This window comes from Enterobacter sp. BIDMC 26 (assembly GCF_000534435.1).
Lineage (GTDB): Bacteria > Pseudomonadota > Gammaproteobacteria > Enterobacterales > Enterobacteriaceae > Enterobacter > Enterobacter ludwigii.
In genome coordinates this window covers 164,295-185,462 of the sequence record NZ_KI973182.1, presented here as the reverse complement: position 1 = coordinate 185,462, position 21,168 = coordinate 164,295, and the positions used below count along the sequence as shown (strand labels likewise).

Genomic DNA, 21,168 nt, shown 5'->3' with positions numbered 1-21,168 from the left:
CGCAATAATTGCAACAGCCATTATAAGGCTTCAGTGCTTTTGTTGCTTTTCATCAACCACGGGGATCCGCCACATAAAGAAAAGCAGACAGGCGAGGATCGTCAGCAACAGAATACGCACCCACATCATTTTCACCAGCCATAATGAAATGGCAAAGGTAATCAGGATCACCGCGATCGCACGCGGCTTCGCACCGGGCGGCATTGCCCGATGTTTTTGCCAGTGGCGCAAATAGCCGCCAAACCAGGAGCGGTACAGCAGCCAGTGGTGAAAGCGCGGCGATGAACGGGCGAAGCACCAGGCTGCCAGCAGGATAAAAGGCGTAGTGGGCAATAAGGGCAAAACCACGCCCAGCGTGCCTAACACTACCGCGAGCCAGCCAATGATGATTAAAATAGTACGCTGCATAATGCGAATCGTTATCAAACTGAACGGCTACTTTACCACTGGAGAGCGTATTGAAAACAGCCCTGCTTCTGGAGACGCTGCAAAATCAGCTGTCCACCCTGCGCGCGCAGGCTACGCCGTTAATGGGGCATGCTACGCTGAAGCCGCGCTTTGACCGGCAGCTTTTTCGTACCCGCAGCACGCGCATCCAGGATTATGTTGCTGAGGCGCAGACGAATCTTGATGAGTTGCGCCATGCGGTTGAGAACAATCAACAGCAACAGGTCGCCTGGCTTGCGGAACATCTCACCGAGCAGATCACCGCCCTGCACCGTGAAATGACCGCCTGGCCGCTACGCGTCTGGGACAGCGCGTCGCCGGGTCTCGGTAAATGGCAGCGCAAGCGGCTGGAGAACCAGGAGTTTGCGCGCCGTCTGTTTGAGATGAAGCAGGAGCGGGAAACGCGCCTGAACGCAAGCGAGACGCTGGAAGAGCAGCAGTTATTAATGCGAGAGATTAGCGCCCTCGAGGGCCGCATCGTTCGTTGCCGTCAGGCACTGGATGAAATTGAACGCGTCATTGAACGTCTGACCCGTTAACAGGAGCCGTAAATGTCACTGGAAAATGCACCGGATGAGGTCAAGCTGGCCGTCGATTTGATTATGCTGCTGGAGAATCATGACATCCCTGCCCAGACGGTGCTGAAAGCACTTGAGATAGTGAAGACGGATTTTGAAGGCAAGGTGAAGGCCAGTCGCCTTCACCCTGCCCCTCTCCCACCGGGAGAGGGAACCTGAATTACGCCGGGGTAGGATCGTCACCCTGAATCTCGCGCTTCACTTCCGTATGCTCATCACCTTTCTCGTTACGCAGGTGAACTTCAAGCTGGTTGAAGGCGATGTTAATGTTATTTTCACGGCACAGACGATCGATAGTGCGGTTCAGCTCATCCACGGTGTAGCTGCGATCGCGCAGCTCACGCACGTATAACCGCAGCTCGTGATCCAGCGTGCTCGGCCCAAAGGTGGTGAAGAACACATCTGGGGCGGGCTCGTGCATCACCTTAGGATGCGATTTCGCGGCTTTTAACAACACCTCTTTCACTTTATCCAGATCGGAGCCGTAGGCCACACCCAGTCGAATGACGACGCGCGTTGTGGTGTCGGAGAGCGACCAGTTGATCAGCCGCTCGGTGACGAACGCTTTGTTCGGGATGATCACCTCTTTGCGATCGAAGTCTGTGATGGTGGTGGCACGAATACGGATCTTGCTGACCGTTCCCGAGAAGGTGCCGATGGTGACGGTATCACCGATACGTACCGGACGTTCGAACAGAATGATCAGGCCGGAAACAAAGTTACCGAAGATCTCCTGCAAGCCAAAACCGAGACCGACAGAGAGCGCGGCCGCCAGCCACTGCAGCTTATCCCACGAGACGCCAAGCGATCCAAAGACCGTCATCGCCCCGACAATAATAATGACGTAGTTGAGGATGGTGGTGATGGCATACGACGCCCCCTGACGCAGGTTCAGACGCGACAGCACCAGCACTTCAAGCAGGCCTGGCAGGTTTCGAATCAACGCCCAGGCAACCACTGACGACACCAGGGCAAAGAGCAGGCTGCCCATGGTCACGCTTTTCATTACCGCAGCGCCCGCTTCGGTGCCGTTGTATTGCCAGAGGGTGATACTGTCGAGGTAGGCGAAGACGGTGATTAAATCAGACCAGATCGCCCAGAACATCACCGCAAACAGCGCGATCATCACCAGCATGGTGATACGCAGTGTCTGCTGGTTAACCTGCTCCAGCGCGATGGTTGGCTCTTCCTGTGGCTCCGCGCCTTCGGCCCCCTCCTTCACCTGATGCTGGCGACGCGCGATGGCACGACGATAAGCGATGCGGCGAGCCGCCACGCTCAGGCCGCGCAGTACGGTCTGATAAAGCAGGTTCCAGACGATCACCAGATAGACGGTTTCAATCCAGCGTCCGGACAGGCGCAACGTGGTATAGAAGTACCCCGTCGCCGTGAGCACCATCAGTGCCAGCGGAATAATCGCCAGTACCGTCACGGTGGCCAGACGAATGTTGTGAGACTCTTTATCCCGCCAGCTGTCGCGGCACATCGGCCACATCAGGATGGCAATGAGCAGCAGGTTCAGCAAAATAACCAGCTGGCCCATGACATCGTCCATCAGGTGCAGCGGAGACAGCTCAGCGACGACGGACCAGAAGTGCAGCGGCAACAGCGCCAGGCTGACGCGTACAATCTGACGACGCCAGTGGCTGGTCAGTTGCGCAGGCATGTTGAAATGACGCACCGCAACGCCGTCTTTTTCCAGCACTTTCCAGCACACGCCAAACACCAGCCAGAACAGGGCCAGTTTTTTACTGAACGCCCACAGCAGGTCGCTGATGTTGAGCTGCATCGTCAGCAGGATAAGCCCCACCGCCAGAATAATCAGGCAGACCGGCAGCGCGCGGATCAGATCGATCAGAATCGCTTTTGGCGTGTGCAGCTGACTGTCATTACGCAGTTGCCCCACTTCAGACGCCAGCTTATCCTGGTATTTCTTCAGCCAGCCCAGACGCCAGCGGATCAGGCCGGCAATCAGCAGCAGCGGGAGCCCCGCCAGGAAGGCAATCATCACCGCAGGCCAGGCTTTCTCCCAGTTTACGGTGATTTTCATGCTCTTAATCTGCGCCTTCAGCGTTTCAGGGAAGGATTTGATCCAGTCCCAGTCCATCGGCTTGTTGCTGTTAACCCAGAAAATCTGCTGGGTCAGGATCTCCTGCAGACTTTTCGACACGCTCACCAGCTGTTGCTGGTTGATCTGCAGGTTAATCGCCATCATCAGCTGGTTGCCGAGCTGTTTGTTGAGCTGGTCGAGCAGCTCGCGGCGCATATCCACAACCTGCAGCAGTGCATCGTGAACTTCCGGGTTCACTTCACTGGAATGGCCCTCTTCCAATTTGGCGACAAACGTATCGCTCTGGAAAAGGGCGTCGCGCTGCTGGTTCACATCGAATTGTTCCAGACGCAAATCCGCAATGCGGTTGGTCATGTCCTCGAGCTCATCGGCGGACGGCAGCGTCTGCTGTTGCTGGTAGAGAATACGCGACAGCAGCAGGCTGCCTTTCAGAACCGCAATCTGCTCTTTAATGTTGCGTTCAGCCTGCAGCGCGCGGTCCAGCCAGTTTTTCACTCTGATATTTTGCTGAACCAGCGAGTTCCCGCTTTCTGTTGCCACTATCAGGCGCTGGCTCAGCTGATGGTTAGCCTCGAGCTCCTGTTTCACCAGCGGGTTCGCCTGAATGCGGGCAGTTTCGTCCGGTGAGACGGCTTCCTGAGCCGTTTTCTCCGTCAGCGTAAGGCGCTTACTGTTAACCGCCTCCTGCAACAGCTGAAGCTGATGTTCCAGACGATTAATGTTCGCCGTTACGTAGTCGCGCTGCTTCTGGAGCGTATCCTGCAGCACCGTATTCCCTTCCAGGCTTTTACGCTGCTGTTCGATTTGTGCATTCAGTAAGGCCTGCTGCACCAGCAGCAGCGTTTGCTGCGTTGGGCGCAGGGTGCCTTCGCCAACCGACGTACCGTTCAGACGGTTGCGGATCTGCTGCAGCTGCTGAGAGGCGGCGTACATCGCATTTTGCACGCGTTCGGGCTGGGTTTGCAGGGAGACAAGCTGGCTGTTGTACGTGCCGAGATCGGACTGCGCCGTTTGCAGATCGTCGAGCAGCTGTGCGACGCGCGATTCCAGCTGACGCAATGACAGGGTCGCGAGCGTTTTACGGGTTTCGTCGTCATTATCCACATCGCTCAGGGCATTCAGCGATTCCGTGGCCTTACGCATGTTTTCAGGCGCCTGCGCCACTTTCTGCCGAAGCTGTGTGGTTTCCGCTTTAACACGCTCAATTTTATCAAGCGTTTCCAGCGTCTCCGTCAGATCCTGCTGAACGAGCTTATCCAGAGCAGAGAGGTCTTTTTGTTTATTCAGGGTGTCGAGTTGCGACTGAACATCACTGCGTGAAGGGATGTCATTGTTGTTATCGGCGCGGGCCCAGGAAAGCGGTGCCGTTGCGAAGAAAAACAGCGTCGCCAATAAAAATACAAGAACAGGATGTTGCGAGCGATTGGTGTGCAGCATAGTTGTGAATGATGTCAGAAGATGACCGAAAATAGTCCGGCGTGCAGGATATCACGCTCGCCTGAAGCAGAATAGCGCGAACGTGAGCCTCTAAGAGAAATCCTGGAATCGCGTCAGGCTGTTAGCGAGCCTGACTTGCCATGCAGCGTCGGGGAGAGCTGGCACATCTCCAGGAAAATAGCGACATAGCTGCGGGCTTCGTTCTTCAGGTCAAAGGAGTCCGGGGCGAAAAGCCAGTTTTCCATCAGGCCGGAAATATAACTGCGCATCAGGACTGCCGCCCGTCGGGTCATTAACGTCGCCGGCAGCTGGTTCGCCTGCATGCACTGGGTGAGGACCTGTTCAATGCGATCGTAGCTTTCCAGACACAGGCTGCGCTGCGCCTGCTGGACGACCGCCATCTCTCCGACCAACTCGCATTTATGGTAGATGATTTCCATCATTAACCTGCGACGTTCTTCAACTACCGTTGCTTCAAGGATATATACTAATATTTCTCTTAATACTGAGAGTGGATCCTCGGGGAATTTTGCCCGATACTCAGTCTCAAGATCGCTAATGCTGGACTCTGAGAGTTGCCAGATTTCACTGAACAGATCTGTCTTGTCTTTAAAATGCCAGTAAATCGCTCCCCGCGTGACGCCCGCGGCCTGAGCAATCTGCGCCAGCGAGGTTGACGAAACACCCTGCTGAGAAAACAAACGCATAGCCACATCCAGAATGTGTTGTCGGGTTTCAAGCGCTTGTTGTTTGGTTTTTCGTGCCATACGTTAGTGAATTTACAGGAGTCAGATTTACATACATTTGTGAATGTATGTACCATAGCATGACGATAATATAAACGCAGCAATGGGTTTTTGGACTCAGGACCATTGATCAATTTGAAATCGGACACTCGAGGTTTACATATGAACAAAAACAGAGGGTTAACGCCTCTGGCGGTCGTTCTGATGCTCTCAGGCAGCTTAGCGCTAACAGGATGTGACGACAAACAGGCTCAACAAGGAGCTCAGCAGGTGCCAGAAGTTGGCGTGGTGACGCTCAAGTCCGAACCTCTCCAGATAACGACAGAATTACCGGGCCGTACCAGCGCATACCGCATCGCAGAAGTGCGTCCTCAGGTGAGTGGTATCATCCTGAAACGTAACTTCACCGAGGGTGGTGAAGTGAAAGCTGGCGAGTCTCTGTATCAGATTGATCCGGCAACCTACCAGGCCTCCTATGAGAGCGCGAAAGGCGATCTGGCGAAAGCAGAAGCTGCAGCCAAAATCTCCCAACTGACGCTGAACCGTTACAAAAAACTGCTCGGTACCCAGTACATCAGTCAACAGGATTATGACACTGCCCTGTCTGATGCACAGCAGACTAACGCCGCCGTGATTGCCGCGAAAGCTGCAGTGGAAACAGCGCGTATCAACCTCGCCTATACCAAAGTGACCTCCCCAATCAGCGGTCGCATCGGTAAATCTTCCGTCACGGAAGGGGCGCTGGTGCAGAACGGTCAGACCAACGCGTTGGCCACCGTGCAGCAGCTTGATCCGATTTACGTTGACGTGACCCAGTCCAGCAACGATTTCCTGCGCCTGAAACAAGAGCTGGCAAACGGCACGCTGAAGCAGGAAAACGGTAAAGCCAAAGTGGAGCTCGTGACCAATGACGGTATCAAGTTCCCGCAGGCAGGCACACTGGAATTCTCCGATGTGACGGTCGACCAAACCACCGGTTCCATCACCTTACGTGCGATTTTCCCGAACCCGGATAAGACACTCTTACCTGGTATGTTCGTTCGCGCGCGTCTGGAAGAAGGCACCAACCCAACCGCACTTCTGGTGCCTCAGCAGGGTGTCACCCGTACCCCACGTGGCGACGCGAGTGCACTGGTTGTCGGGGCTGATGACAAAGTCGAAACGCGCAACATCACTGCCACGCAGGCGATTGGCGATAAATGGCTGGTGACGGAAGGTCTGAAAGATGGCGATCGCGTGATTATTACTGGTTTGCAAAAAGTTCGTCCTGGCGCGCAGGTCAAAGCACAGGAAGTGAAATCTGACGATAAACAACAAGCTTCGGCCGCTGGCCAGTCAGAACAAACCAAGTCTTAACTTAAACAGGAGCCGTTAAGACATGCCTAATTTCTTTATCGATCGCCCCATATTTGCATGGGTGATCGCCATCATCATCATGCTGGCTGGGGGACTTGCGATCCTGAAGCTGCCTGTCGCGCAATATCCAACGATTGCGCCACCGGCGGTAACAATTTCCGCAACCTACCCCGGGGCTGATGCAAAAACGGTGCAGGACACCGTGACACAGGTTATCGAACAGAACATGAACGGTATCGATAACCTGATGTACATGTCCTCAAACAGTGACTCAACCGGTACGGTACAGATCACCCTGACCTTCCAGTCAGGTACTGATGCTGACATCGCGCAGGTTCAGGTCCAGAACAAACTGCAGCTCGCCATGCCGTTGCTGCCACAAGAAGTACAACAGCAGGGTGTGAGCGTCGAGAAATCGTCCAGTAGCTTCCTGATGGTTGTTGGCGTTATCAACACCAACGGCACCATGACGCAGGAGGATATTTCCGACTACGTGGGCGCCAACATGAAGGACGCCATCAGCCGTACGTCTGGTGTGGGTGACGTTCAGCTGTTCGGTTCTCAGTACGCGATGCGTATCTGGATGGATCCGAACAAACTGAACAACTTCCAGCTGACGCCGGTGGACGTGATCAACGCTATCAAAGCGCAGAACGCCCAGGTTGCCGCCGGTCAGTTAGGCGGTACCCCGCCGGTGAAAGGCCAGCAGCTTAACGCCTCGATCATCGCACAGACCCGTCTGACCTCCGCCGATGAGTTCAGCAAAATTCTGCTGAAGGTGAATCAGGACGGTTCACAGGTTCGTCTGCGCGACGTGGCGAAAGTGGAACTGGGTGGCGAAAACTACGACATCATTGCGAAGTTTAACGGTAAGCCGGCTTCCGGTCTCGGGATCAAACTGGCGACAGGTGCTAACGCCCTGGACACCGCAACGGCTATCCGTGCGGAACTGAAGAAGATGGAACCGTTCTTCCCGTCAGGCCTGAAGATCGTTTATCCGTATGACACCACGCCGTTCGTCAAAATCTCGATTCACGAAGTGGTTAAAACCCTGGCAGAAGCGATCATCCTGGTATTCCTGGTCATGTATCTGTTCCTGCAAAACTTCCGCGCGACGCTGATCCCAACCATCGCCGTACCGGTCGTATTGCTCGGGACCTTCGCCATACTGGCCATCTTTGGCTACTCGATAAATACCCTGACGATGTTCGGGATGGTGCTCGCCATCGGCTTGCTTGTGGATGACGCCATCGTGGTGGTAGAAAACGTCGAGCGTGTCATGGCGGAAGAAGGTCTACCGCCGAAGGAAGCAACCCGTAAATCCATGGGCCAGATCCAGGGCGCGCTGGTCGGTATCGCGATGGTACTGTCTGCGGTATTTATCCCAATGGCCTTCTTTGGCGGCTCTACCGGTGCAATTTATCGTCAGTTCTCCATCACCATTGTCTCGGCGATGGCGCTGTCGGTACTGGTTGCATTGATCCTGACGCCTGCACTGTGTGCCACCATGCTGAAACCTGTTCAGAAAGGCGGTCACGGCGAGCATAAAGGGTTCTTCGGCTGGTTTAACCGCATGTTTGATAAGAGCACGCATCACTACACCGACAGCGTGGGTAACATCCTGCGCAGCACCGGTCGTTACCTGCTGCTCTATATCATCATCGTGGTGGGGATGGCCTATCTGTTCGTTCGTCTGCCAAGCTCGTTCCTGCCAGATGAAGACCAGGGCGTGTTCCTGACGATGGCACAGCTGCCGGCGGGTGCCTCGCAAGAACGTACCCAGAAGGTGCTGGATGAAGTAACGGATTACTACCTCACCAAAGAGAAAGCTAACGTTGAATCCGTGTTTGCGGTTAACGGCTTTGGCTTTGCGGGTCGTGGTCAGAACACCGGTATTGCCTTCGTTTCTCTGAAAGACTGGTCAGAACGTCCGGGCGAAGAGAACAAAGTTGAGGCGATTACTGGCCGTGCAATGGGCACGTTCTCACAGATTAAAGATGCGATGGTCTTCGCCTTTAACCTGCCAGCGATTGTTGAACTGGGGACAGCGACAGGTTTCGACTTCCAGCTGATTGACCAGGGCGGTCTGGGTCATGAAAAACTGACGCAGGCACGTAACCAGCTGTTCGGTGAAGTGGCGAAACACCCTGACCTTCTGGTCGGCGTGCGTCCTAACGGTCTGGAAGATACGCCTCAGTACAAAATCGACATCGATCAGGAGAAAGCGCAGGCACTGGGCGTTTCCATCAGTGACATCAATACCACGCTGGGCGCGGCCTGGGGCGGTAGCTACGTCAACGACTTCATCGACCGTGGTCGTGTGAAGAAAGTGTACGTGATGTCAGAAGCGCAATACCGTATGTTACCGAACGATATCAACAACTGGTACGTTCGCGGCAACAACGGTCAGATGGTGCCGTTCTCATCCTTCTCTACGTCACACTGGGAATACGGTTCGCCGCGTCTGGAACGTTATAACGGGCTGCCATCCATGGAGATCCTGGGTCAGGCCGCACCAGGCCGAAGCACCGGTGAAGCCATGAACCTGATGGAAGAGCTGGCAGGTAAACTGCCTGCGGGTATCGGCTATGACTGGACCGGTATGTCCTACCAGGAACGTCTGTCCGGTAACCAGGCCCCTGCCCTGTACGCCATTTCACTGATTGTGGTCTTCCTGTGTCTGGCGGCACTGTATGAGAGCTGGTCGATTCCGTTCTCCGTTATGCTGGTGGTGCCACTGGGGGTTATTGGTGCACTGCTTGCGGCAACGTTCCGTGGATTAACCAACGACGTGTACTTCCAGGTGGGCCTGCTGACAACCATTGGCTTGTCGGCGAAGAACGCGATACTTATCGTTGAATTCGCCAAAGATCTGATGGAGAAAGAAGGTAAAGGCCTGATTGAGGCGACCCTTGACGCGGTGCGTATGCGTCTGCGCCCAATCCTGATGACATCGCTTGCATTTATCCTCGGGGTAATGCCGCTGGTTATCAGTACCGGTGCGGGTTCCGGTGCACAGAACGCCGTCGGTACAGGCGTTATGGGGGGTATGGTTACCGCAACCGTACTTGCTATCTTCTTCGTTCCGGTATTCTTCGTGGTGGTTCGCCGCCGCTTTAGCCGCAAGAATGAAGATATTGAGCACAGTCATTCGGTAGAACCGCACTGATACCGGTTTCACATGATAAAAAGGCCGCATTAGCGGCCTTTTTCTTTTTCAGAAAAAAATCATAAAATAGGCTTATTGTGCTTCTATTTATTTCCTGCCGCCTAAAATGACATATCATAATTAAGTGATAACGTAATCGGTGAATTCAGGATTTTTTTAATTTCATTTCCCTGCTTAAGTGATTAGGAATATTCCTAACCATATCTTCAGACAAAGATAACTCCGGATTTGGACATCTTAGGATTGTTTACGCTAAGCCAATGAAACGTAAGGGAGCGAAAAAAGTTCCGCGTTAATCTGGATAAAAATGTTTAGTTCTGAAGGCACATTTGCGTAAAGGCTCGCAGTCAGTGCTTTTATTTGTAATTTTTCGTAATAGCGCGGTGAAATCTTGATCAGAGTGGATTATAGTTAGAGTTATCAGGAACACAGCACCCGTGCGGCTAAGTATGTTGTATCCATCCCGACATGATGTTCGGTGAGTAAGAAATCACTCAGAAGGGGATGCGCTATGGACGAGTACTCGCCAAAAAGGCATGATATCGCGCAGTTGAAATTTCTCTGCGAATCCTTGTACCATGACTGCCTTGCCAATCTTGATGAAAGTAACCATGGCTGGGTAAACGACCCAACGTCTGCCATCAATTTACAGTTAAACGAGTTGATCGAGCATATTGCAACCTTCGCACTTAATTATAAAATTAAGTACAATGAAGATAATAAGCTGATTGAGCAAATTGATGAATACCTGGATGACACCTTTATGTTGTTCAGCAGCTACGGCATTAATGCGCAAGATTTGCAGAAATGGCGTAAATCGGGCAACCGACTATTTCGTTGCTTCATCAACGTGAGCAGAGCTAACCCCGTTAGTCTTTCCTGTTAAAATTATTACAATTAGTAAGGTAAATTTATGTCTGAAAAACCACTCACAAAAATCGATTATTTGATGCGTTTGCGACGCTGTCAGTCAATAGACACGCTTGAACGTGTAATTGAAAAGAATAAATACGAGCTTTCTGATAATGAACTGGCGGTATTTTATTCAGCGGCTGACCACCGTCTTGCAGAACTGACCATGAATAAGCTGTATGACAAAATCCCAACGTCCGTGTGGAGATTTGTCCGTTAATCTTTGAAGTGTGTCTGTAGAGGTTCTACGCCACTTTTTCAGCTGTATTCAACTTTCTGGTTATACCCTCCTGCCCCAGTGCAGGTCTTCGTGTAAAACGTGCTCATCCGCAATATTATTGTGATTATAGTCACAGTGGTTTTCCGGGAACGTTCCCCTGTTATCCGGTTCCGATTACCCTACGGTAAAGACGACCAGTGAGGTTCCCAATGAGCATAGAAAAGCAGAAGATGATTGCAGGTGAACATTACCGCCCTGGTGATGAAACATTACGGGTCGACCGATTACGCGCCCGACACCTGGTTCACCGTTATAACCATACTGCACCTGATGAGAAACTCGAACGCCAGAACATTCTGGCGGAACTCCTCGGGCAAAGCGAAGGGGCCTATATTGAGCCGAGCTTCCGCTGTGACTATGGATATAACATTTATCTGGGCAAAGAATTTTACGCCAATTTCGATTGCGTGATGCTGGATGTCTGCCCGATACATATTGGCGACAACTGCATGCTCGCGCCAGGGGTGCATATTTACACGGCAACCCATCCGCTGGACGCCGACGCGCGTAATAGCGGCGTGGAGTTTGGCAAGCCGGTGACCATCGGCAACAACGTCTGGATTGGCGGACGTGCGGTTATTAACCCGGGCGTTACGTTGGGTGATAATGTGGTGGTGGCCTCCGGCGCTATCGTAACGAAAGACGTCCCGGCGAATGTCGTCGTCGGCGGCAATCCGGCAACAATCATTAAACGGCTGTAAAGTGGCGGGGAGTCAACTGTTATGGTCTTTTAGCGCCTGACTGTTACTTTTTTCAGCCAAATGGCTCCCCTAAAATTGGCAGACATCCTGTATTGTCAATTCTCATAAAGGCAAAAAATGACCGAGATACAGCGCCTGCTTACTGCCACCATCGACGATCTTAATCACCGCGAAAAGCGCGACAATCGCCCGCGCTTTAGCATCAGCTTTATTCGCAAACACCCTGGACTGTTTGTCGCAATGTATGCCGCCTGGCTGGCGACACTGATTGTGATGCTGAAGTCCGAAACTCTGGTGGACTCCGTCTGGCTGCTTGTCATTCTCTTTGTGGTGTTTAACGCCTTTTTCTTTTTTGACGTTAATCCCCGCTACCGCTACGAAGATATCGACGTCCTTGATTTCCGGGTTTGCTATAACGGTGAATGGTATAACACGCGTTACGTGCCGCCGGAGCTGATCGAAAGCATCATGCACTCCCCCGCGGTTGAAACGGTGCAAAAAGAGAAGCTGCAGAAGATGGTATCCACCAAAGGTCAGCTCTCTTTTTATGATGTCTTTACCCTTTCCCGTCCTGCTGCTGCGTGATTAAAGCCTGTATGCGTCGAATACCCGACACAAACTGAGAAGCAGAGGTATTGCCGTAACCTAACACCAGACCGGTTTGCCCCTGCTTCGGCTCCAGGTAATACCCGCTCAGTGCAGCGGGTGCCAGCTGAAACGCCCTCGCCTGCTCGACCACTTTTTGGTCGTCGATGCCGTCTATTGACAGCGTCAGATGCATCCCCCCTTCACCCGCCAGAATGCGATGCGGAATATGAAGCTCAGCACTCAGCACCTCACGCAGCTGCCGGTAGCGCTTACGGTAGAGCCGGCGCATGGCGGCAAGGTGGCGGGCATAATGTCCTTCCTCAATAAACAGCGCCAGGGTTCGCTGTTCGGCGCGATGCCCGCCACGCAGCAGCGCGCCAATGGCCGGACGGGCCGCTTTTGCCAGCGCCGGGGGTAACACCATGAACCCCATTCTCAGCGACGGAAAGAGGGTTTTGCTGAAGGTACCGAGATAGACAACCGGCGCATTGTTGACCATTCCCAGCATTGCAGGCACGGGCTCACCGGAATAACGAAACTCGCTGTCGTAATCATCTTCAATAATCCAGGCGTTATGCTGCCGGGCCAGATCCAGCAGCGCCAGGCGTCGCCGCGCACTGAGCACGCTTCCGTACGGAAACTGGTGCGAAGGTGAGGTGAAAATAAGCGCAGGGGACGGCGTATCCAGCCCTTCCCAGAACATGCCTTCGTCATCAACCGGCATCCCCGTCATGACTAAGCCCGCTTTGGCAAAGGCGCTTTTAGCCCCACCATAGCCAGGATCTTCCACCCACGCGACGCTGCCGGGTTCGCTCAGCAGCATCGTGCAAAGGTTTACCCCCTCAAGCGCACCTTCGGTCATTACTATCTGACTGGCATCGCAGTCAATGCCGCGCGAAAGGGCAAGGTGGCGAGCAATGGCCGCCCGCAGCGACGGCTCTCCGGCAGGATCGCCATACCCTAACAGCGCGCTGCCCTCTTCGCGCAGAACCCGGTCGTACAAGCGCCGCCACAGCGGCAGGGGAAAGTAGTTGATGGCCGGTGTTCCCGGCGTAAATGCCGGAACCGGGGTATCACGCGGCACCGGCGCAGGCAGCGAGGCGACCCGGCTGCCGAGCGCGACGGCAGAGTCCGGCAATGCCTGAACGAGCGTACGCTGCGCCAGCTGCGCCACCCGCGTCCCCTGGCGGTTACGCAGCAGATACCCTTCGAGCGTCAGCTGTTCCAGCGCCGCATTGACGGTATTCCGTGAAAGCGAGAGCTGCTGAGCCAACAGTCGCGAACCGGGAAGCCGGCTCCCGGCGTGTAGCCGGCCGCACAGTATCGCCTCACGCAATGCATGATACAGCGCGCGCTGTAGCGTCTCTTCCCCCCGCGCTTTCAACGCGGCATTCAGCAAAGTATAAAATTCATCGCCCGGTATGTTCATTTCGCCTCCCGTGGTACCACCAAAACATAGCTGAGTGGCACTTTTTAAGGAACCAGTAATTCACTAGTCTGGCGTTCTTATCAACGTCACGGACAGTAAAATGAAAACATTCAATGAGTTTGGACAGCCAGTAGGCGAAGCACTTATCGACTGGCAACCCCGCCAGCACCCTTCACGTGTGGTGCTTCAGGGCCACTATTGTCGCCTTGAGCCGCTGCGGGTGGAGCACGCTGAGGCGTTGTTCAGCGCGTATTCTCTGGCCGAAGATACCCGCAGCTGGACGTGGCTGTTGCGTGAGCCGGATGCCAGCGCAGAGGCGTTTGCAGGGTGGGTAGAGAGCGTGCGTGACTTATCCGATCCGATTCACTTTAGCGTTATCGACAACCAGACCCAGTCTCCGGTCGGCACGCTGGCTCTGATGCGGATCGATCCAACCAACGGCGTCGTGGAGGTGGGACATGTTCATTTCTCCCCGCTGCTCAGCCGCACGCCGATGTCGACGGAAGCGCAATATCTGCTGATGCGATACGTGTTCGACACCCTTGGGTATCGTCGATACGAGTGGAAGTGCAACAGCCTGAATGCGCCTTCGCGCAAGGCGGCACTGCGTCTTGGCTTTCAGTTTGAGGGGCGTTTTCGTCAGGCGCTGGTCACGAAAGGTCATAACCGGGATACCGACTGGTTTTCGATTCTCGACAAAGAGTGGCCGGCGCTGGCGAGTGCCTTTGAAGGCTGGCTTGCCACCGACAATTTTACTGCCGATGGCAACCAAAAAAGATCCCTGGAAAGCTGGCACGAAGCACGCGTCTAGCGTCTTTTCTTACGTCCCTGAACCGCCTTAAAGCGCGGATTGGATTTGCAAATCACGTATAAGCGTCCCTTGCGTTTGACTATCTGGCAATCCGGGTGACGCTGTTTTGCACTGCGCAATGAGTTAAGTACCTGCATGGTTATCCCCGCTTCGCATTAAGAAAGCCGCCGAAACGCTTACGGAAGCGCGCCGCACTGCCATCCGTCGAGAACGTTTTCTGCTTGCCGGTGTAGAACGGGTGCGATTTTGAAGAGACCTCGATGGTGATATACGGATATGTTTCACCGTCGAGTTCAATTTCGCGGTCGGTCTTAATGGTTGAGCCGACTTTAAAGTATTCATTAGCACTGGTGTCGTGGAACACCACGGTGCGATAGGCTGGGTGGATATCTGGTTTCATCGTAAACTCTTTATGTTTTGTTATAACATAACAAAATAATATCTAACCCCTGCTGAAAAAACAACCCCTCTGCCCCGACGATATTTTCTGTTGTGCCGTAAATCATGACCTGCGCGTGCTATAACTTTATCATTTAGCGGTAAAATCTTTCTCCTCTGGCAGGTTTTTCAGCGCCCAGGAGCGGGCATAAGAGGAAGGAAACAGCACCATGAAAACCCGACATCTGGTCAGTCTGGTGACCGGCGTACTTATCATTGCGGTGCTGGTTCCGATTAGCCTGAGCATCTGGCTGGCACATCGCCAGGCGGAAGATAAGTTTGTCGATGCGCTGGATAGCTATGCCTCACGCGTGCTGATACGTACCGCCAGGGTGGTGGATGATGCTAAAGAAGCGCTCAACAGCCTGCAGACCTTTAAAGGGATCCCCTGTAGCGTTATGCATTTAAGGGAGATGCGGCGGGTCGCTTTTTCATGGCGTTATGTTCAGGAAGTTATTTATATCAACAATCTTGAACCCCTTTGCTCGTCCCTGGAACAAACCAGTCAGTCGGCCCCTTTCCCGCCGCCCATGCGAATCACGGAAGATGGTTATGGCACATGGCTCACCACGCAAAACGATCTCGGTTTTAGCCGCTACATGGCGGTCCTGGGTCGGGGCCACTATCTGGTGCTGGTGGATCCTGCCTCGCTTGTCGATGTGATCCCTTTCGGTGAGATCGCCACAGATGCCGCCCTGGTGGGCAGCAAATCACATCTCATTTTTGCCAGCAGCAGCAAGCTCGATCCGCATATCCGCAATCTGGTTAAGGATCAGGGCGTCACCCGCATTCAGTACAACGGCTCGATATACATTATGAAGCCTGTTCCTGAACTGGGGTTTACGGTGGTCGCCTGGGCGGCGTTAAAACCGCTGGCTGAAACCTGGCACAAGCAACTTCTTATCTGGCTGCCGTTCGGCATACTGATAAGCCTGCTTGCCGCACTCTTTGTTTTGCGACTGCTGCGTCGCATCCAGTCGCCACGCAACCGCCTGCTTGACGCCATCAATAACCGGGAATTTGTGGTGCATTACCAGCCCATTATTGAACTCTCTAGCGGGAAGATTGTGGGCGCAGAGGCGCTAACCCGCTGGCCCCAGCCTGACGGGAGCAGCCTTTCACCGGATATTTTTGTGCCGCTTGCTGAGCAAACGGGGCTCATCTCGCAGCTGACGCATTTGGTCATTGAAAAGGTGTTTGAGGATATGGGCTACTGGCTGCACCTTCACGCCGGTCAGCATATTTCCATTAACCTCGCGCCGGCCGATTTGACCTCGGGAAAACTCCCGCCATTGTTGAGTCACTTAATGAATAAGTGGAAAGTCCATCCGCAACAGATCGCCCTTGAGTTAACCGAGCGCGGCTTTGCCGATCCTAAAATCAGCGCACCGGCCATCGCCGCCTTTCGTCATTCAGGCCACGCAATCTATATTGATGATTTCGGTACGGGCTATTCCAGCCTGAGCTACCTGCAGGATCTGGATGTCGACACGCTAAAAATCGATAAAGCGTTTGTGGATGCACTGGAATATAAAAACGTGACGCCACACATTATTGAAATGGCAAAATCGCTGAAGCTGGCGATGGTTGCGGAAGGCGTGGAGACCGAAGGGCAACTCGCCTGGCTACGTCGTCACGGCGTGCAGTATGGGCAGGGTTGGTACTACAGCAAGGCGTTGCCGAAAGCGGACTTTATTCTTTGGGCGGAAGATAACCTCAAAACACATCCTACTTAAGATAGGATTTGATCACCTGTAACACGACGCCAAGATCGGCTTCGCGCTGAGCTTCTTCAGGCTCTTTCACCACATGATCGGTGAGATGACCTTCGATCACCTGCATCATCATGCCGTTTACCGCGCCGCGGATCGCCGCCAGCTGTTGTAACACGTCGGCGCATTCGTGGTCGCTATTGAGCATTTTTTCCAGGGCAGCGCTTTGCCCCTGAATTTTCTTCAGGCGAGTCAATAACATCTTCTTGTCGCGAACCGTATGTGACATCTCTGTCTCCCTCATCGTATGGCTTTTAAAGCATATCATGCTCTACTCCCCCTGAGTATTTTTCTACTGGGGGGTAGTATTAGTCTACTGGGGGGGAGTAGTATCTGAACACGCTTTCCACTCCGGAATTTTCCATGAACAATTTTGCTTCACTCCTGCAGCAGGGCAATGCCTGGCTGTTTGTACCCAGCGCTATCCTCCTCGGCGCGCTGCATGGCCTGGAGCCGGGCCACTCCAAAACGATGATGGCCGCGTTTATTGTGGCTATTCGTGGTACGCTGAAACAGGCGGTGTTGCTTGGTCTGGCGGCAACGCTTTCCCATACGGCGGTGGTCTGGATCATTGCCATGGCAGGATTATGGTTTGGCCGGGGCTGGGATGCGCATACGTCTGAGCCCTGGTTCCAGCTGGTCTCGGGGATACTGATCGTGCTGATCGCCCTGTGGATGGCCTGGCGAACCTGGAAGGAGAGTCGGCCACACGATCACCACCATCATCACGATCACCATGACCATCATCATGATCATCACGACCATGACCATGACCATGACCACCATCATGATCATCACGACCATGGGCATCCACTGGTTGAAGAAGAGTGGCAGGACGCCCACCAGCGCGCGCATGCGCAGGATATTAACCGCCGCTTCAACGGCCAGAACGTTACCACCGGACAAATTGCACTGTTTGGTCTGACCGGAGGGCTTATCCCCTGCCCGGCCTCAATCACGGTCCTGCTCATCTGCCTGCAGCTGAAGCATTTTGCCCTCGGCGCAACGCTGGTATTCAGCTTCAGTATTGGTCTGGCGTTAACGCTGGTCGCTTCCGGTGCGATTGCCGCCCTGAGCCTTAAGCATGCGACAAAACGCTGGCCGGGTTTCAGCGAGTTTTCACGAAAAGCACCGTGGATCTCCGCCGCCCTGATTACTGTGGTCGGGATTTACATGAGCCTGCACGGCCTGAGCGGTATCCTGGCGTAAGCGAGGCGGCCACTGCTGTGGCCGCCTCTTTGCTCAGTCAGGGTTCTGCTGCCAGCTGAAGGTATAGCGAAGCTGGCGTTTCTGCAGAATAAATTCCGGCGAGACGCTGGGGCTCCACGAGTCATCACCGCCCACGCCCATATGGAACGCGTCCAGGTTAAGCCAACACCCCGGCTCCTCGTGCAACAGATGATGGTGGGTTGTCTCATGCAACTGCTGCTGGCTGTAGCGGCTGACGGAGAAATGAAACAGGCCATTCAGCCGATGCGCGCCCAGCAGCAGTTCACGGGTATCACAGCGCAGACCATTTTCTGTCGGGAAGATGTAAGGCGTGTGCATGGCTTCCAGCGGTAATGTCCAGCGCCCCTGCTGAGCCGCCAGCGTTCTGTCCGGGTAATTTTCATGTGGCCCAAGCCCCAGCCACTGAACCGTTTCCGGCGTTGCGGCAAGGTGAACACTCAGGCCTACGCGTGCCGGTTCCGGGATATCAGACGCAATATCGACCTGAATATCGCCATGCAAAACGCCCCGATCGTCCACCCGCCAGACTTTACGGCTCAGGAACAGCGCTTTAGCGCGATACTCCCAGACATGCAGGGTTTTCACCACCGCCTCGGCTGCATGCTGCTCTCCTTCACAGTGCAGTAATCGCGGGGTGAGCTCGTACATGCCTGCCGCTTTCCAGCGCTCCACCCACGCATTCGGATCGATTCGCGTGGCCTCGCTCACACCAATATCATTGTCCAGCGGTGCGCGGCTAACGTTATCCATCAGCGGCGAGAGCAGCGTTTCAACGCCATTGCGCCACCATTGCGTCAGGTGTCCTGACGCGCGGTTGAACTGCCAGCGTTGCTGCTGATGCACCAGCTCAAGCACGTCGCCAGTTTGCGTTAACACCGGCGGTACACCTTCTGGCACTGGCGGGGCGATATACAGGGGCGTCGGAACCGGCCACTGCTCCCACGCGCAGCGATGGTTTGCCGGTGACCACGGCGTCGCCCGCGGCTGGTGCACTTCAACGTTCAGCCAGACGTCACCCGCTTCAGGCGCCAGCGCTGGCAGGTCGATGTCCAGACGCTGTGTGCCCTGGGGAGCAATGGAGAGCGTCACGTCCCCTCTGGCCAGCACATTGCCATCGCGGACAAGGGTCCAGCGCAGCACCTCGTTATCGGTATGACGGAACAGGTAATCGCTGTGGACTTCAATCACCAGCGGAGACGTACTTACCCGCGTAAAGCTGAAAAACTGCTGAGCGCGCTGGGCTTCATACAGCGCCGGATGCGGTGTGCGATCGGGAAAAACCAGCCCGTTAAGGCAGAACTGGCGGTCATTGGGCGTGTCGCCAAAATCTCCCCCGTAGGCCCAGAACGGTGTGCCATTTTCATCTTTTCTGGTCAGCGCCTGGTCAACCCAGTCCCAGACAAATCCCCCCTGCAGGCGAGGATGGCGGCGAAACGCCTGCCAGTATTTGGCAAAACCACCGAAGCTGTTCCCCATCGCGTGGGCGTATTCACAGAGAATAAGCGGACGCGTTTCATCCGGCATGCCGATCCATTTTTTAACAGACCATTTCGGTACCGCCGGGAAGGGCTGATCCTCATCGACCCGGGCATACATCGGGCACACGATATCGGTCGCTGCCGTATTCGCCCCACCGCCTTCGTACTGCACCGGACGCGTCGGATCGGTGGTTTTCAGCCAGCGATACAGTGCGTCATGGTTCGCGCCATGGCCGGACTCATTCCCCAGCGACCAGATGATAATCGAAGGATGATTGCGGTCGCGCTGCACCATGCGGGTGACGCGTTCGCTAATGGCAGGGAGCCAGCGCGGATCGTCAGCAAGGCGACTCATCGGCACCATGCCGTGGGTTTCAATATTGGCTTCGTCGACGACATACAAACCATAGCGGTCGCAAAGCGTGTACCACAGCGGATGGTTCGGATAGTGCGAGCAGCGCACGGCGTTGAAGTTATGCTGCTTCATGAGTTCGATATCGCGGCGCATCGTCGCTTCATCCATTACCTGGCCGTTTTCCGGGTGATGCTCATGCCGGTTAACGCCGCGGATCAGCAGGGGTTTACCGTTGAGCTTCAGCAGGCCATTGCTGATCTCTATGCGGCGGAACCCCACATCGCAGGCCTCCGTTTCCAGCACCTCACCCTGCGCGTTCAGAAGGGTCATCGTCAGGCGATAAAGTTCCGGCCTTTCCGCACTCCACAAGGCAGGCGCCTCAACGGGGAACGTCACCGTTAGCCGCTCGGCCCAGCCGCCGCGCTCATCGACAACGGCAGTGCCCGGCCGCCCGGTGGCACTGGCGCATTTTCCGCCGTTGCGCCACAGGGTAAACGCCACCTCACACTCCGCAAACTGTGCGCCTGCGAGCGCGAGATCCACCTTCAGCACCGCGCGATCCCGCTCCGCATTCAGGTCAGTCACAACCTGATAATCGGCAATGTGCGTCTCTGGCTTATGCAGCAGCGACACATCGCGGAAAATCCCGCTCATGCGCCACATGTCCTGATCTTCCAGATAGCTCCCGTCGCACCAGCGCAACACCATGACCGCAATGCGGTTCTGGCCAGGGCGCAGCACCGCTGAGAGATCGAATTCGGCGGGCAGTCGGCTGTCCTGTGAATAACCGATCCACTGACCGTTACACCACAGATGAAACGCCGAGTTCACGCCATCGAAGATAATGCGGGTTTGGCCGCTCTGCAGCCAGGCATCATCCATCTCAAATGTGAGCGAGTAACAACCTGTTGGGTTTTCTTGCGGCACAAACGGTGGGTTTACGGGGATCGGATAGGTTACGTTGGTGTAGATGGGCATGTCGAACCCCTGCATCTGCCAGTTAGAGGGCACGGGCATCAGCACGGCATCGGCGCAATCTTCACTGACCCATACCGAAGGAACCTGCTCTGGCGCAGGAAAGAAGCTAAAACGCCACTCCCCGTTAAGGAGGCGTCGGCTGACGGTTCCCCCGTCTTCTCTGGCAGAATGTTCGTCACGCCAGCTGTGCAAGGGAGCATGTGCTGCCAGGCGGTTCCACTGGGTGACCCCCGGGTTTTCCCAGTCCCGACGAGCCAGAAGTGCGCTGAGGGTCAGCGATGGAGTGTTGGACATATTAACCTCTTTGCGAAGCGCTCACAATTTTAGCTAACATGCCCTGGCTACCGGGTGCGGTAAAGCGTCGGATCGCGGGGTAGCGAGTCAGATCACAA

The 21,168-nt window shown here is 54.7% G+C and carries 19 protein-coding genes; 11 read left to right on the top strand and 8 right to left on the bottom strand.

Annotated features, from left to right (window positions below; all coding sequences use genetic code 11):
* Nucleotides 1–30 precede the first annotated feature (30 nt).
* Entirely contained in the window at nt 31–408 is a 378-nt protein-coding gene (locus tag L462_RS22385) for a DUF454 family protein (RefSeq protein WP_020885182.1), read from the bottom strand.
* Nucleotides 409–458: 50 nt separating this feature from the next.
* Between L462_RS22385 and priC the strand changes: the two genes are divergently transcribed.
* The gene (priC, locus tag L462_RS22390) at nt 459–986 is read left to right on the top strand and encodes a primosomal replication protein N'' (protein ID WP_032677540.1); all 528 of its coding nucleotides are present in this window, start codon (nt 459–461) and stop codon (nt 984–986) included.
* 12 nt (nt 987–998) lie between these two features.
* Nucleotides 999–1,184 carry a pleiotropic regulatory protein RsmS gene (gene rsmS, locus L462_RS22395; RefSeq protein ID WP_020885184.1) on the top strand — a complete coding sequence of 62 codons (186 nt, stop codon included), beginning with the start codon at nt 999–1,001 and terminating at the stop codon, nt 1,182–1,184.
* Nucleotide 1,185: 1 nt separating this feature from the next.
* Here rsmS and mscK read toward each other — a convergent pair whose 3' ends face one another.
* On the bottom strand, nt 1,186–4,533 hold the full coding sequence (gene mscK / locus L462_RS22400; RefSeq protein WP_032677539.1) for a mechanosensitive channel MscK: 3,348 nt from the start codon (nt 4,531–4,533) through the stop codon (nt 1,186–1,188).
* A gap of 113 nt (nt 4,534–4,646) precedes the next feature.
* Nucleotides 4,647–5,300, bottom strand: coding sequence for a multidrug efflux transporter transcriptional repressor AcrR (gene acrR, locus L462_RS22405; RefSeq protein WP_014168906.1), 654 nt, complete (start codon nt 5,298–5,300; stop codon nt 4,647–4,649).
* A gap of 141 nt (nt 5,301–5,441) precedes the next feature.
* Here acrR and acrA point away from each other — a divergent pair, with 141 nt between their 5' ends.
* The 6 genes from acrA to L462_RS22435 all read left to right on the top strand — a co-directional run bounded on the left by acrA (nt 5,442) and on the right by L462_RS22435 (nt 12,282).
* A complete protein-coding gene (gene acrA, locus L462_RS22410) occupies nt 5,442–6,635 on the top strand; it encodes a multidrug efflux RND transporter periplasmic adaptor subunit AcrA (protein WP_032677536.1) in 1,194 nt (397 codons plus the stop codon).
* A gap of 22 nt (nt 6,636–6,657) precedes the next feature.
* Entirely contained in the window at nt 6,658–9,804 is a 3,147-nt protein-coding gene (acrB, locus tag L462_RS22415) for a multidrug efflux RND transporter permease subunit AcrB (protein WP_014168904.1), read from the top strand.
* 511 nt (nt 9,805–10,315) lie between these two features.
* A complete protein-coding gene (gene tomB, locus L462_RS22420) occupies nt 10,316–10,690 on the top strand; it encodes an Hha toxicity modulator TomB (protein WP_020885187.1) in 375 nt (124 codons plus the stop codon).
* 27 nt (nt 10,691–10,717) lie between these two features.
* Entirely contained in the window at nt 10,718–10,936 is a 219-nt protein-coding gene (locus L462_RS22425; RefSeq protein WP_014168902.1) for an HHA domain-containing protein, read from the top strand.
* Nucleotides 10,937–11,145: 209 nt separating this feature from the next.
* Nucleotides 11,146–11,697, top strand: a complete 552-nt coding sequence (gene maa / locus L462_RS22430; RefSeq protein ID WP_032677535.1) for a maltose O-acetyltransferase — start codon at nt 11,146–11,148, stop codon at nt 11,695–11,697.
* A gap of 117 nt (nt 11,698–11,814) precedes the next feature.
* Nucleotides 11,815–12,282, top strand: a complete 468-nt coding sequence (locus L462_RS22435; protein ID WP_032677533.1) for a YlaC family protein — start codon at nt 11,815–11,817, stop codon at nt 12,280–12,282.
* Here the strand turns inward: L462_RS22435 and L462_RS22440 are convergent.
* Nucleotides 12,254–13,714: a MocR-like pyridoxine biosynthesis transcription factor PdxR gene (locus tag L462_RS22440; RefSeq protein WP_032677532.1), complete on the bottom strand. Its 1,461-nt coding sequence runs from the start codon at nt 13,712–13,714 to the stop codon at nt 12,254–12,256. The genes L462_RS22435 and L462_RS22440 overlap by 29 nt on opposite strands.
* A 100-nt stretch (nt 13,715–13,814) precedes the next feature.
* Between L462_RS22440 and L462_RS22445 the strand changes: the two genes are divergently transcribed.
* Nucleotides 13,815–14,525: a GNAT family N-acetyltransferase gene (locus tag L462_RS22445; protein ID WP_032677531.1), complete on the top strand. Its 711-nt coding sequence runs from the start codon at nt 13,815–13,817 to the stop codon at nt 14,523–14,525.
* Here L462_RS22445 and ykgO read toward each other — a convergent pair.
* Nucleotides 14,522–14,662 carry a type B 50S ribosomal protein L36 gene (gene ykgO / locus L462_RS22450; protein ID WP_003859006.1) on the bottom strand — a complete coding sequence of 47 codons (141 nt, stop codon included), beginning with the start codon at nt 14,660–14,662 and terminating at the stop codon, nt 14,522–14,524. The two genes, L462_RS22445 and ykgO, sit on opposite strands and share 4 nt — an antisense overlap.
* Nucleotides 14,663–14,664: 2 nt before the next feature.
* Nucleotides 14,665–14,925, bottom strand: coding sequence for a type B 50S ribosomal protein L31 (locus tag L462_RS22455; protein ID WP_010428154.1), 261 nt, complete (start codon nt 14,923–14,925; stop codon nt 14,665–14,667).
* A 208-nt stretch (nt 14,926–15,133) separates the two neighbouring features.
* Here L462_RS22455 and L462_RS22460 point away from each other — a divergent pair, with 208 nt between their 5' ends.
* The gene (locus L462_RS22460) at nt 15,134–16,699 is read left to right on the top strand and encodes an EAL domain-containing protein (protein WP_032677530.1); all 1,566 of its coding nucleotides are present in this window, start codon (nt 15,134–15,136) and stop codon (nt 16,697–16,699) included.
* Here L462_RS22460 and L462_RS22465 read toward each other — a convergent pair.
* The gene (locus L462_RS22465) at nt 16,692–16,964 is read right to left on the bottom strand and encodes a metal/formaldehyde-sensitive transcriptional repressor (protein ID WP_020885193.1); all 273 of its coding nucleotides are present in this window, start codon (nt 16,962–16,964) and stop codon (nt 16,692–16,694) included. The two genes, L462_RS22460 and L462_RS22465, sit on opposite strands and share 8 nt — an antisense overlap.
* A gap of 134 nt (nt 16,965–17,098) precedes the next feature.
* Here L462_RS22465 and L462_RS22470 point away from each other — a divergent pair, with 134 nt between their 5' ends.
* Nucleotides 17,099–17,944, top strand: a complete 846-nt coding sequence (locus tag L462_RS22470; protein ID WP_032677529.1) for a nickel/cobalt efflux protein RcnA — start codon at nt 17,099–17,101, stop codon at nt 17,942–17,944.
* A 33-nt stretch (nt 17,945–17,977) separates the two neighbouring features.
* Here L462_RS22470 and L462_RS22475 read toward each other — a convergent pair whose 3' ends face one another.
* Complete coding sequence (locus L462_RS22475) at nt 17,978–21,070, bottom strand: beta-galactosidase (RefSeq protein ID WP_032677527.1); 3,093 nt, start codon at nt 21,068–21,070, stop codon at nt 17,978–17,980.
* Between the last annotated feature and the right edge of the window lie 98 nt (nt 21,071–21,168).

Bases quoted from the DNA above. Each gene is read 5' to 3' on its own strand.
- L462_RS22385 (WP_020885182.1), bottom strand. From the start codon at position 408: ATGCAGCGTACTATTTTAATCATCATTGGCTGGCTCGCGGTAGTGTTA.
- rsmS (WP_020885184.1), top strand. From the start codon at position 999: ATGTCACTGGAAAATGCACCGGATGAGGTCAAGCTGGCCGTCGATTTG.
- mscK (WP_032677539.1), bottom strand. From the start codon at position 4,533: ATGCTGCACACCAATCGCTCGCAACATCCTGTTCTTGTATTTTTATTG.
- acrR (WP_014168906.1), bottom strand. From the start codon at position 5,300: ATGGCACGAAAAACCAAACAACAAGCGCTTGAAACCCGACAACACATT.
- acrA (WP_032677536.1), top strand. From the start codon at position 5,442: ATGAACAAAAACAGAGGGTTAACGCCTCTGGCGGTCGTTCTGATGCTC.
- acrB (WP_014168904.1), top strand. From the start codon at position 6,658: ATGCCTAATTTCTTTATCGATCGCCCCATATTTGCATGGGTGATCGCC.
- tomB (WP_020885187.1), top strand. From the start codon at position 10,316: ATGGACGAGTACTCGCCAAAAAGGCATGATATCGCGCAGTTGAAATTT.
- L462_RS22425 (WP_014168902.1), top strand. From the start codon at position 10,718: ATGTCTGAAAAACCACTCACAAAAATCGATTATTTGATGCGTTTGCGA.
- maa (WP_032677535.1), top strand. From the start codon at position 11,146: ATGAGCATAGAAAAGCAGAAGATGATTGCAGGTGAACATTACCGCCCT.
- L462_RS22435 (WP_032677533.1), top strand. From the start codon at position 11,815: ATGACCGAGATACAGCGCCTGCTTACTGCCACCATCGACGATCTTAAT.
- L462_RS22440 (WP_032677532.1), bottom strand. From the start codon at position 13,714: ATGAACATACCGGGCGATGAATTTTATACTTTGCTGAATGCCGCGTTG.
- L462_RS22445 (WP_032677531.1), top strand. From the start codon at position 13,815: ATGAAAACATTCAATGAGTTTGGACAGCCAGTAGGCGAAGCACTTATC.
- ykgO (WP_003859006.1), bottom strand. From the start codon at position 14,662: ATGCAGGTACTTAACTCATTGCGCAGTGCAAAACAGCGTCACCCGGAT.
- L462_RS22455 (WP_010428154.1), bottom strand. From the start codon at position 14,925: ATGAAACCAGATATCCACCCAGCCTATCGCACCGTGGTGTTCCACGAC.
- L462_RS22460 (WP_032677530.1), top strand. From the start codon at position 15,134: ATGAAAACCCGACATCTGGTCAGTCTGGTGACCGGCGTACTTATCATT.
- L462_RS22465 (WP_020885193.1), bottom strand. From the start codon at position 16,964: ATGTCACATACGGTTCGCGACAAGAAGATGTTATTGACTCGCCTGAAG.
- L462_RS22470 (WP_032677529.1), top strand. From the start codon at position 17,099: ATGAACAATTTTGCTTCACTCCTGCAGCAGGGCAATGCCTGGCTGTTT.
- L462_RS22475 (WP_032677527.1), bottom strand. From the start codon at position 21,070: ATGTCCAACACTCCATCGCTGACCCTCAGCGCACTTCTGGCTCGTCGG.